We start from the raw sequence: 12447 nt of genomic DNA, 5'->3' as shown, positions 1-12447 counted from the left end.
GTCGTCGCCGCTTCCTTTTGCTCCTGTCCGCCGCTGCTCCATGGATCGAAATTCAGAAATAGAATGTCATTATTTTGGGCATAGTCTTGTGCCTGAGATTCAATTTCCCCGATGATCACTTTAAGGGGATTGATCGCAAATGCGTAAGTCCCGATGTTCGTCACACCGTTCCCGATTTGTACACTTTGGAGTCGGTTGTTCCGAAATGCCCACCCCCCAATACTCGTCACACTGTCCGGGATCGTCACACTCTCGAGTTGGTTGTTTTCAAATGCCCCATTCCCGATGATCGTCATACCGTTCCCGATTTGTACACTTTTGAGTCGGTTGTTTCGAAACGCCCACCCCCCAATACTCGTCACACTGTCCGGGATCGTCACACTCTCGAGTTGGTTGTCATCAAATGCGGAAGTCTCGATGTTCGTCACACCGTTCCCGATTTGTACACTTTGGAGTCGGTTGTTTCGAAATGCCCCCTCCCCAAGGCTGGTCACACTGTCCGGGATCGTCACACTCTCGAGTTGGTTGTCATCAAATGCCCCATCCCCGATGTTCGTCACACTGTCCGGGATCGTCACACTCTCGAGTTGATTGGATTTAAATGCGTAATGTCCGACGTTCGTCACACTGTCCGGAATCGTCACACTCTCGAGTTGATTGGATGCAAATGCGGAAGTCTCGATGTTCGTCACACCGTTCCCGATTTGTACACTTTTGAGTCGGTTGTTTTGAAATGCCCACCTCCCAATACTCGTCACACTGTCCGGAATCGTCACACTCTCGAGTTGATTGGATGCAAATGCGGATTCCCCGACGGTCGTCACACTGTCCGGAATCGTCACACTTGTCAGATCTTTATTACGAAAAGCTGTATTTCCTATTCGTATAACGCCCTTACCGCCTAACGTATCCGGAATCGTTATATCTTTCGCCGTGCCCACATATTTCGTAATCTCTACACCACCGGCAATCTCCTGATATTCATAATCACTTTCACTTGCTGTTGCCTCTTTAGTGTCTGTACCCAACCATGCGAAAAGTATAGTCAGCATGAGTAAACCAATCCTGGTCACGTTGTAACGCTTCGGTATGTTCATTTGCCTTATCTTTAAAACATTCATCTCCTCATCATCCTCCTGCCCTCACTTCATAGCTTTATCCAACTCATTATACTAACTTCCAAATCCCTTTGTGATCAACCCTGCCTGGCACAAAAGATCAAAAAGGTTGAGCAGGGAGGTGGAGATGATTTATACAAAAAAAGAGGAACGGGTCAGAACAACTGTAGTGTTCTGGCTCGTTCCAGCGCTTGCAATCGATTATTCGTCTGTAATTTCCCATAGATATTGTTAATGTGGGTTTTTATGGTTGCCAGGGAAACATTCAGTTTCAGTGCTATTTCTTTATTGGACATCCCTGTTCCCATCAAACGAAGCACACATTGTTCTTTGGCTGTTAAAGCAACCGCCGTTCTTTCTGGGGGAATGCTGGCTTCCTTTTCAAGTGGCGGGAACAGTCTGAGCAATCGTTTCACGTAGGATAAAGGCACCTTATGACTGGGGCGGCGATGTTGATTTTGACGCAGTCGGATATATCGATCCAATATTTGCCCAAAGGCATTCCCTTCGTCAACAAAGGTTCGGATGTATCCTTCGGGCCACGCCAATGCAAGCGCTTCTTCTAATACATCCATACATTCTGTAATCCTTCCTTGAAGAAAAAAAATTCTGCTCTTACGAACGAGAAGGCGAATGTAATCGCTTTGCCGTCTTGTTTCTCCAGCAACAAAGAGGAGACGCTCCGTTAAAGATGCAGCTTCCTCGATTTTTCCCTGCTCTGCCAGTATAGCAGCCAGCAGATCATATTCCTTGATCATGGATACCGGAATCTCATCCTGAAATCGCAAGCCGCTCTTTCTCAGCCATTGTCTCATCGGTTTCTCTTCCCCACGCATCCAGCCTTGCATGGCTCGGAACAAGGCCATTTTCCCGGACAAATTGGGATTCGCCTTCACAGACGCTAGTTTGGCTAACTCTTGTAATCTGTCGTCTGCCATCTCCTCGTCTCCCTGCACGGCGGCAATGCGAGCAAGCCATAGCGCCGCGATGGTCATCAGGCTTATATTATGATGCGTTCTTCCAATATCATAGGCTTGGCGCATCACCTTTTCCGCTTCGACCAAGCGATTTCGTTCGTACTGCATTTTCCCAAAGTCAATATACAGATGAGCAACAAAATACACGTTTCGGGTTCCGGACCAAATCGACAGCAAGGGCGTTACCACCTGTTCCGCCAGTCGAAGGCCGTCATCCGACACATAGATGTCCCACAGCGGATGATAGCCATCCCGGTCGCTTCCGAATCCAATGAAGAGATTGCCTTCCGGTTGTTTCTCGACATATTCCTTTGAAAATTGAACGGCATATTCAAAATCCCGATCCAAAAACGTGCGAAATGCGGTCAGAAAAGCGAGTCCGGCATGCAATGTTTCGGCTTCAGAAGGATGAAGGGAAGCTGTGTCCTCTTCCAGCCTGCGAACCGCTCGCCAATACCCGACTGTGGCCGCTTCGACATGCCCGGACATGTACTGGGAAGCGAGCTTTGTCAAAAGCATCATCGGCCTAGCAAATAACAGTGAATCGGGAATAGCGCTGAGCCACGTGCAGAGCGTCGTCCATTCATTGGCCATCAGCTCTGGTGTAATCGCCTCTATTAATGAAAGCGCATGTTCGTAACTGGTAGCCGCCAGGTAATGATTCACCGCTTCACGAGGATACCCGTTCGCTTCTAGCCATTCTCCCGCTGCCATGTGAAGGGTTTGCCATCGCCGCGGCTCCCGCCTTTTCAGGTGCGCCTTCAAAAACTGCTGAAACAAATGATGGTACCTGTACCACTCCCGACGCTCGTCCAGAGCCACAAGAAACAAGCTTTCCCTGTCTAACTGTTGCAGGTAGGCATCGCTTTCGGCTATGTGAGTTACCGCCTCACAAAGTTCGCCCGTCATCCGATCTAAAATCGACGTTTGCAGCAAAAATTGCTGCATCGTTTCAGACTGATAGGATAACACTTCATCGAAAAAATAATCCGATATGTCACGTTCCGTTCCCGCCATCTTCCGGACCAGCGATGCGGGATCAGCATGTTCATGCAACGATAAGATCGCCAATCGCATCGCCGCTACCCATCCCTCCGTCTTTTTTTGTACGACAGCCACGTCTTCGATGGCCATGTCCATACCGCCGCACTTCGCAAAAAATTCAGTCGTTTCATCCGAAGAGAAGCGGAGATCTCTCGCATCCAGCCAGTTCAACCCATTTCCCGCCCGTATTCTCGAGAGGGGCAACGATGGGAAGTTTCGGCTTGCGAGATAGAGATGAACATGTGACGGCAAGCGTTCCAGCAGATAAGTGACTCCCTTGAATATGGACGCTTCCTCGATGTGATGAAAGTCATCCCATACGAGCACCGTCGTTTGCGGTATACGATGAAGCCCGTTGACGAGCGTGGCAATCAGTGAGAACCCCGATGGATCTTCCACGGCATGACGAAGCACAGCCTGTTCGTCAAAAGACGGATAGGCCTGTTTAAGCGCCGCAATGGTATGTGCCCAGAAACGCATGCGATCATTATCCGCTTGATCAAGAGAGACCCAGGCGACGGGCTTTTCCAGCGTCGTCACCCACTCGCCCAGCAGGGTGGTTTTGCCATACCCGGCAGGCGCTGTGATCAAGGTAAGTGCACGATCCAGCCCTTCATGCAAACGATGGGTGAGTCTGGAACGAACAACAAGCGGGCTTCGTGATCGGGGAATATGAAGTTTCGTGGCTATGATCACGGTTTGCTCCCTCCTTCCCTATCATCTTACCAAATATCTACTTAGGGGCTGCTTGCCGATCGCTCGACAAATCACCTTGCCGTTTGCACGACGTTGTTTGGCCACGGCCAGGTACTCCTTTCGCGCTTGATCCCGATAAGTCCGTGGTTTGCGGGCACGACCAATCTGTGGAGCATGTAACGTATCGATGATCTCCTCCAGTTTCTCACGCGCCTCGTTCAGCAAGTTCAAATCGGTTGGGTACGCCACATCCGCCGGGGCACATGTGGCATCCAGCAACAAGACACCCTGGTTCGGATCTTCCTCGGATGTTGAGTGACGCTTGGACGTACGTTTACCTTTGGATTTTCTACCGGATTTCGGTTCATCGTCACGGTCGGAATCTGGTGTCGATTTGGCGGCCTCGACCGCGATGATCTCGTTGATTTCGCGGAGAACTTGCTCGCCCAGACGTTTGCGAAAATGCGTCATGAGCGACGGGTGGAACGGTGGATGATCCTGATAGCCTTCCAGCCCGATGAAATATTGCAGATACGGGTTTTCGACAATCTGCTGGACTGTTTCACGGTCCGACAGTTTCAAGCGTTCCTGAATGATAAGCGCCCCAAGTGCGACACGTATGGAAACCGCTTTTTGTCCACGAAACGATTTGCGGAAGGACTTGGCATACTTTTTCTCTGCATGTGCCCACGGTACCAACCGAGCCAACTTGACCCAGCGATTTTCCTTATTCAACTTGCCGCCAAACGGCAAGAAGAAATCATCGGGGAGAAGCAATTGGTTTTCACGATGAAAGATATATTCGTACATCCATATCCGCTCCATGTGCAAGGAATTTGAAGGAAAATCGCCGATTTCCTTGCACATGATTTCGATGAAAACGAGGCAAAACCCTTGTGGCTACAGTATTTTTTATCTGTTCAGCAGCCCCTAATTAGGGCAGTGAATGTGACCATTCCGAGACCCAGCATACAGGAGGCGCTTTTTCTTTTCAAACCGCAAATTAATTCATTACAGGAATAGCTCCTTTTTCAGGATGGTTTTTAGTTGGACAGGCTGCCCAAAACAAAAAAAAGGCGCACCACAACTAAACCCAAACCATTTTCGAAAAATGGATGAGTCCATTTGTCGCAACGCCCCAAATTAACGCAAGCGAATGGATACGGTCGCCCAATTCGCCTCCCGGCTATCATTCATGCGGATAAGTCACCCCGCCGTCGATATCGGATCATGGGTGCCGGCGGGGAATCGCCGACCGGTTAGCTGGGCAGCGATTCCTTGAATCGGTCCTTCAGCCAGCGCCTTCTCGCTTCGCGCCAATTTCCGCTGCGAGCGAGACTGTTGATCCGCCAATACAACGGCGGGTGGGCCATGAATTGAAATTCGAGAAATCTCCAGAGCCACGAATCCCGTTCCAGACTCGAAGCGCGGCCCGTCGACGAACGGCCGTCGGCCATGCGGTGCGCCATGGATTTCTCGAGATCGCGATCCAGGGCGGCCGCCAATTCCGTCAATCCTTGCCCCATCTGCGCAGCTCCCCCGGAAAGCCAGGTTGCGCCGGTAAAATCCGCTCTCACTTCCGTCCACTGAGCGATAAAGGAAAGATACATGGGGAAAACGAACGCGAAAACGTAAACCAACAGAAACATCGCGATTTTGAAATTTTCCGCGAGCCACTTCAGTTGATCGAAAAACAGATACGCCATGCCGGCCAGCAAGCCGATAAAAAGAAACCGCGCCAGCTGATTCGTCAACACATCGCGCTTGCGGATATGGGCCGCTTCGTGGGCCAATATCGCTTCGACGGACGGGGACGGCAATTGCAATGTAGCTGTCGTCAGCATAATCGCGCCGCGTCCGATATTCATCCCGACGGCAAAGCCGTTATAATCCGGCGAATCGACGGAAAACAGGCGGGTATGGGGAATGCCGGCTTTTCTGAAAATCGTTTGCGCCCGCTCAAAAATTTCCCCTTCCGTGATCGGTTCGGCATCCGTCGCAGCGATTAACACCCGATCCGAAACGTAAAAATTCAAACCCCACCATAACAAGACGAACAGGCCGACAGCCCATGCCGGCGCTTTAAGCCAAAGCAATATCGCCAAAAGTCCGGTATATGCGGAAACGCCTTTAACGGTTGAGGCATAATAACCTTTCCAAAACAACCGTTTCAGCACGGCAGGGTGCCACAAAGGCAGCACCTTTTTCTCTTTCCCGCCGGTTCTGTCCGAAGCGGAAGCGAAAGGAGCAAGGAGCCGGTGCCAATGAACGGCGTTATCCGGCGACAAGTAAATCGTTTCCCCGGGAAACGAAAGCTTCAGCACTTGTCCGAACGAACGGGTATAATCCTGATGTGAAGACATGAACGTAAAAAACGGATGCAGCCTGAGCAGGTCGGGAGACGACCAGACGCTTGCCTCTTTCAATTCCCGGAGCGGGAAATCCCTCGGCTGAAACCGGGACAGCACGACAAGATGTTCCTCCTCCGGAAGCCAATACAGGCGGACGGAATAAAAATTCGCCGCCCGTTCTATCGTCTGTATCGATACGGAAATCATCATAAAGACGATAAACACCTTCAATGCCGCAAAGGTCTCAGGCGCCAGCCCAAAAAACAGCAGCGCCCCCAGACTGACCAAGCCGGTCAACGCGACATCCGCCGCCAATCGCCTCGCATCTTTGCGCTGAACGATTTCGACCGCCCGGACTTCCTGCAGTTTTTGCCGGAGCGCCATTCGCATCTCCCGTTTGTTTCGATCGATCAACTCCGAAAAAGCGGCATATGCATGGGCGCCGATGGCCGTCAGCAGTATCGCCTGTCCAACCGGCAAGCGGACGAACAACCCGGTCAGCGCCGCTACCGCCAACAAAATTTTCGCAGCGGTTGCGGCTTTTTTCGGCAGCCAGACCGAAACGACGTTCATGATGACGGCCAGCGCAACGACCGATATCATGGCCAGATTATTGGGCAAAATGTTCATCCCTTCACCCCCTTTGAACAGGAATCATCGTATCCGCCAGCGCTTTGAACTCATCCAGCGACAAATTAGGATCGATAAACAGGACAGAGTAGCTCAGCCTCTGTTCCTGCCAAACGAGCGAACGGAAATCATTCATTTTCATCCATACCCCTGCTTGGCCGCGAATCTTGACAGGTTTCTCGCCGGGAAGGGCCGCGGATTGCTCTTCCCCTTCGGAATCTTCCTGAGACGGAAATACGGACATCGTGAAATAAGGAACCCCGTCCTTCCGGTAATCCAGATTCACCTCATTTCGTTTCAGCTCGCCTTGCAATTCCGTCAATTCGATGCGGGAAATGGCGAGTCCGTCCTTTTCGGGAATATGGAGAAACGTTTTTCCAATGCTCTCAACCGCTTCCTCCATGGTGATTTCGCGGGTTGAATTCATTTCGTTCAAATCTTGAATTTCAACGTCTTCGGGAAGTTCAAGCGCAAACGTATCGGCCGGAATATCCGGATTCAGCTCCACTTTGGTGTATGTTGTTTCCGTTCGAATGTTGCCGGATGTCGAAACCGATTTTAAAACCATCCAATTTTCCTTGTCGATCCACAGTTCCTGATCCCCTAACAACGTGGTGCTGTCTTTCGCCTTGGCCATGACCCGGTACGTTGTTCGGTCGGCAATTTCTTCTTCCCCGCGGGCGGAAATCTCATGGGTTTGCTGAATCATTTGCAGCAGTTGCTCGACTTGCTTTTTCGGCGACGTTTGTCCGATTTGGAGCAGTTCCGGATCATCGCTGACCATCGCCTGCTTGAGCTCAGGCTGATAGATGATCAGCCGGGCGCCGTCATGGATGGTAACCGTCTTCGCGCTTCCGTCCTGAGCCTCCGCCTCGGTCCGCCTTTTGCCGTCCTTGCTCACCCATTCTTTCATGAGGATCAGCTCCGGCTCTTTTCCTGTCCCATCGGTAGTTTTCATTTCAACTTCGACGTAATGCGCGCTAGGTTCATGCGATCGATCCAGCGCATGTTGAAGAACTTGTTCCGGTAAAAAGTCCGGGTTGGACGAACAGCCGAAAAGTCCGACCATCATCAGCCCGATCAAGCCCAAACATCCTTTTCTCTTTATCTTTGTCATGTCCGTTCACCTTCTTCGTTCATTAAGGGCAGGCGGCAGATTACGCAGGTTCCGATATTCTCCTTGGAGTAAATCGCAACGTCGCCGCCATGCTTCTCCAAAATTCGCCTCGTAATGCTAAGTCCAAGGCCGGCCCCGCGGGCAGCTTGTTTTCCTCGAGCCGGATCTGCCTGATAAAGCGGATCAAACACGTGCGGAAGCTTGTCTGGCGCAATGCCCTCTCCTTCATTTTGAACGATAAAAAATACGCTGTCCGGCGTATCCAACCGGGCCTCTTCTTTCACGAAATTGAACAGCCACTCCATGGGGAGGCGATCCGACGAAGCGGCCGCAAGCCAGATCCGCATTCCCGTTTTCGTATGCCGCAGCGCATTGCTCATCAGATTGTTCGCGACGCGGATCATTTGATTCGGGTTCACCCGGACATTTCCACTCACATCGCTGCGAACGAGGAGCTGGATATGTTTTTCTTTGCACAACAGCTCATAATCGGAAACCAGCATGTCGAAAAATTCACCGCCGTCCACTTCCACCAGTTCGATCTCATAGGTAGGCGACTGCAGCAAGGTATGCATCAATAAATCGTCCAGCATCTGTTTCATGTGGTTGGCTTTCTCGACGATAATTCCGCGGTACTCTTCCCGCTCGCTCGCGGACAACTCCTGCTCCGAAGCCAGCGACTCGGCATAAGCGCAAATCGACATCAGCGGCGTTTTCAAGTCATGGGAAATGGCCGCAATCATGAATTCTTTTTCCCGCTGCTCTTGCGCGAGCTTTTTTCTTGCAGCCTCGATTTGCCTGCGCATTTTGTGAAAGTGTCCGGTTAATTGTCCGATCTCGTCTTTCCCCTCGGGCAATTCCTGGACGGTTTCCCCTTTGGCGAAAGCGGTCATTTGCTGCATCAAATGAGTCAATCTGCTGTTTAACTTGCGATTGACCCCCCTCACGACGGCCAAGTAGATCAGCGTAAACAAGCCTATAAAAACGCCGACCAAGAGCCAACCGCGCTGCGATACGCCCGAAACCCATTCGTCGCGGCTCAATTGGATGTCGAAAAACCCGACCAGTTCGGGGCCTGAAAAAACTGGCTGCTTGTAGCCGTATGCGCGGTAGCCTTGTTGCAGGGAATACAGATTTTCGTACAATTGTTTCCTGCCAAGTGAAAATTGCGGCGAAACGCGCAAACGATCCGAAGTGTAGAGCACAACACCGTCGCGATTATAGAGAACGATCGAAACCTGCGGTTGAATCAGCTTTTCAACTTGCGCACGTTCCGCGTTTATTTCATACCATTTCGGATCGTCCAAAACGGAGATCAAGTATTGCAAATGAGCCTGTTTTTGCACGTATTCTTCCACATTCAAATCTTTATGATAGGCCTGAACCCAGACGAACAGGACATACGCGGCGGTCAAAGGGAGAATCATGACGATAAAATAGGACAGCAACAGCCACGTTTTGATTTTCATAGCGGTTCACCGATAAACCGGTAGCCTTTTCCCCACACGGTCTGGATAAACCGCGGGTTTTTCACCGGGTCGGCAAGCTTTTCCCGAAGCGATTTAATGTGGACCGTGACGGTATGCAATCCTGCCGCGTCCGCTTGCTGCCAAACGTGCTGGTACAATTCTCTTTTGGAAAAGACCGTTTCGGGATGCTGCGCCAGCACGCTCAGCAAATCGAATTCTTTGGCCGTCAAAGCAATTTCGGAGCCGCCCAGTTCAGCCTTCTGCCGATCCCAATACAAGGTCAGGCCGCCCATGTATTCGGTTTCGTTCTCCGGCACCGGTTGCCCTTTGTAACGCCGCCACCGGCGAAGCAGCGACTCCACGCGGGCTTTAAGTTCCGCCAGGCTAAACGGTTTCGTCAAATAGTCGTCTGCGCCGAGATGAAGGCCCTTCACCTTGACTTCGTCTTCTTTGCGTGCGCTGATGATCAGGATCGGGACGTCGCTTTTCCAGCGAATATTTTTGCAAAGGTCAAACCCGTCCATCTCCGGCAGCATCAGATCGACGAGCACAAGATCGTAAGATTGCTTTAAAAAATCTTCCCACCCTTCCAGACCGCTAGTCGACCACGTCACATGATAGTTTTCCCTCCTTAACGTATCGCGAACAACGCGGGCGATTTCCGGATCGTCTTCTACCAGCAGCAGGCTGCCCTTCATGAATGCTCCCTCCTGTGTCCCAATGTAACATATCAGGTTTTGATCATCGCAAATTATATACTTTCTTTATAATTAATCCGTATGTCCGAAATTTCCCTAACCGCGTAAAATGTATACAAGCGGCCTCCGTTTGATGTCGTGCGCGTTTTTAACACCATTATTTTTAATCCACCGCCGCCTTTTTCAGCAAGTTATGGGCAAGCATCCGGCGGGAGGACTATTTTTCATTTTCAGGGCTTATACAAATTGCGACTGTAAACGCCGCCTAGCGCCAGTTGCTCCTCATGCTCCCCCTGTTCAGCGATTCCCCCTACGTCACCACTACGATCCAGTCAGTGTCCTTGATCATCGCCAAACGATGGGCAATGACCAGCATGATGTGACCCGCCGCGAGTTCGGCCAGCTACTGTTGGATCGACCACTCCGTCTTGATATTGAGCGTCGAGGTCGCTTCGTCCAGAATCAGAACCGGCGGGTTCTTCAAGAACATGCAGGCACGCCAGCCACTAGTTCTTCTCGCCGGACAGCTTCATCCCTCTCTCTCCGATTACCGTGTCCATGCCCTGCTCCTGCTCGCGGATGAACCCATCAAACCGGGCTCGTCTGGCCGCCTCCCATACAAAGCGGGGATCAACCTGGTCATTTGCCATCACGTTAGGAACTGATCCAGAGACTGGCAAGCGTAAGCAGATCACCCGGTCAGGTTTCAAAACAAAAAAAGAGGCAGAAAGCGCCTGCGCAGAAATGATTACCAAATACGAAACCGGGGAGCTGGTAATCTCCAAGAAACAGACCCTTGCCAGTTACCTGGAGTTTTGGCTGGAAAATCACGCCAAATAGACCTTGAGGACGTCAAGTTACACCAATCACGAAACGGTTATTAACAGCCGAATCATTCCGGCTCTTGGAAAGATTGAGCTGGACAAGCTCACCCCGATCCATGTGACGAAGTATCTGACTGAGCTGCAAAAGGAAGATTTGTCTGCTGACTACATCAAATATATCCATGCCGTTTTAAAGAAGGCCATGAACCAAGCGGTAAAATGGCAGCTCATCCCCAAAAACATCATGGACAGCGTTGACCCTCCGCGCCTTTCCCAAAAGGAGATCGTGACGTGGACACCAGAGCAGGCGAATCACTTCTTGTCCGTAGCTGAAAAGGACAAGTATTACATTGCTTTTGTACTAGCCATTTATACAGGAATGCGCCGCGGAGAGATCCTTGGTTTACGTTGGAAGGACATTGACTTTGACCAAGCGAAAATCAGCGTGCAGCAGACGCTTTACCGCCCGTCCAACCAGGGAATTATCTTTCAGGAGCCCAAAACCAAAAGCGCGAAGCGACGGATTGCTATTCCGCAATTTGTGCTCCAGGAGTTGAAGCGGCATAAAGCTCGACAGAACAAATTACGTTTCGAGTACGGTGAGGGCTATCAGGACCACGATCTGGTTGTCTGTTACGATGACGGGCGCCCACAAGACCCGCGAAACCTGCTCAGGCATTACGAGCGGATCACCAAGAAAAGCGGCCTGCCTCCCATCCGCTTCCACGATCTGCGCCATACGCATGCAACCATGTTGCTGCAGATGGGGGAGCATCCCAAGGTCGTATCAGAACGCCTGGGCCACAGCCGTGTGGGGATCACAATGGACGTGTACAGTCATGTCATGCCGGACATGCAAAAAGATGCGGCTGACAACTTCGAAAAAATGATGAAGCAGAAACGCTCAAAATGACTTTAGTCTAATAAAGGTTGTCAAAATGTTGTCAAGCGACAACGTGGAGGCACTATGTTGTCAGGGTGGAAGGTCGGAGACATAAGAAAAACCCTTGATTACCAAGGGTTTCAGCATTCATTATATGGTGATCCGGACTGGGTTCGAACCAGCGACCCCCACCCTGTCAAGATGGTGCTCTCCCAACTGAGCTACCGGATCATGGGATATTTGCTATTGTGACTTCACCACATACGTTCAATGGTGGGCCCTGTAGGACTCGAACCTACGACCAATCGGTTATGAGCCGACCGCTCTGACCAACTGAGCTAAGGGCCCGAATCGTACCGGACGTCGATCACATGTTTTAATATACAGGATTTCTTTTCCGATTTCAAGAGGAAAAACAAAATTTCTTTTAAAAAATTTTACCACCATCAAAAACCCTGATCGAGTAGGAGGGGGCGACTAACCCCCGTCCTCTCACACCACCGTACGTACCGTTCGGTATACGGCGGTTCACCAAGCTTGACGAATTTGAGAATATCGTTGCACTAAGCTTTTCAGCCCTTGTTGTTGCCAGTAGGCAATGCCGAGGGCTTTGTGTATATGCGGAGACTTTGTGGTACGC

Annotated in this window: 8 protein-coding genes, 2 tRNA genes and 2 pseudogenes; 2 read left to right on the top strand and 10 right to left on the bottom strand. The window is 50.9% G+C overall.

What is annotated here, in order from left to right; translation table 11 throughout:
* The 8 genes and pseudogenes from EDM54_RS22250 to EDM54_RS27115 all read right to left on the bottom strand — a co-directional run.
* The coding region (locus EDM54_RS22250; protein ID WP_183189177.1) for a leucine-rich repeat domain-containing protein at window positions 1-1052 on the bottom strand (1052 nt) is incomplete at its 3' end.
* 221 nt (window positions 1053-1273) lie between these two features.
* Window positions 1274-3835, bottom strand: a complete 2562-nt coding sequence (locus EDM54_RS22245; RefSeq protein WP_122958800.1) for a winged helix-turn-helix domain-containing protein — start codon at window positions 3833-3835, stop codon at window positions 1274-1276.
* A 48-nt stretch (window positions 3836-3883) separates the two neighbouring features.
* Window positions 3884-4645 (bottom strand): annotated as a pseudogene (locus EDM54_RS22240) (transposase); the annotation flags it as partial.
* Between the two features lie 449 nt (window positions 4646-5094).
* A complete protein-coding gene (locus EDM54_RS22235) occupies window positions 5095-6816 on the bottom strand; it encodes a M56 family metallopeptidase (protein ID WP_122958798.1) in 1722 nt (573 codons plus the stop codon).
* A gap of 4 nt (window positions 6817-6820) precedes the next feature.
* Window positions 6821-7933, bottom strand: a complete 1113-nt coding sequence (locus EDM54_RS22230; RefSeq protein WP_005829180.1) for a LolA family protein — start codon at window positions 7931-7933, stop codon at window positions 6821-6823.
* Window positions 7930-9402 (bottom strand): HAMP domain-containing sensor histidine kinase, encoded by a 1473-nt coding sequence (locus EDM54_RS22225; RefSeq protein ID WP_122958797.1) that lies wholly within the window; start codon window positions 9400-9402, stop codon window positions 7930-7932. The genes EDM54_RS22230 and EDM54_RS22225 overlap by 4 nt, the downstream gene beginning before the upstream one ends.
* Complete coding sequence (locus EDM54_RS22220; protein ID WP_122958796.1) at window positions 9399-10100, bottom strand: response regulator transcription factor; 702 nt, start codon at window positions 10098-10100, stop codon at window positions 9399-9401. Before EDM54_RS22220 ends, EDM54_RS22225 begins: the two co-directional genes overlap by 4 nt.
* Before the next feature lie 230 nt (window positions 10101-10330).
* A pseudogene (locus EDM54_RS27115) lies at window positions 10331-10720 on the bottom strand (multidrug ABC transporter ATP-binding protein); the annotation flags it as partial.
* Here EDM54_RS27115 and EDM54_RS27415 point away from each other — a divergent pair.
* Entirely contained in the window at window positions 10659-10940 is a 282-nt protein-coding gene (locus tag EDM54_RS27415; RefSeq protein WP_371862628.1) for an Arm DNA-binding domain-containing protein, read from the top strand. The pseudogene EDM54_RS27115 and the gene EDM54_RS27415 overlap by 62 nt on opposite strands.
* A 3-nt stretch (window positions 10941-10943) precedes the next feature.
* A complete protein-coding gene (locus EDM54_RS22215; RefSeq protein WP_371862627.1) occupies window positions 10944-11837 on the top strand; it encodes a tyrosine-type recombinase/integrase in 894 nt (297 codons plus the stop codon).
* 125 nt (window positions 11838-11962) lie between these two features.
* Here EDM54_RS22215 and EDM54_RS22210 read toward each other — a convergent pair.
* Together EDM54_RS22210 and EDM54_RS22205 are read right to left on the bottom strand one after the other, a co-directional pair.
* Window positions 11963-12038: transfer RNA gene (locus EDM54_RS22210), tRNA-Val, on the bottom strand.
* Window positions 12039-12078: 40 nt separating this feature from the next.
* A tRNA-Ile gene (locus EDM54_RS22205) sits at window positions 12079-12155 on the bottom strand.
* Between the last annotated feature and the right edge of the window lie 292 nt (window positions 12156-12447).

Source organism: Brevibacillus borstelensis, from assembly GCF_003710865.1.
Taxonomy (GTDB): domain Bacteria; phylum Bacillota; class Bacilli; order Brevibacillales; family Brevibacillaceae; genus Brevibacillus; species Brevibacillus borstelensis.
Note: the sequence above shows the minus strand (reverse complement) of the source record. Positions and strands in the feature narration are given on the sequence as shown.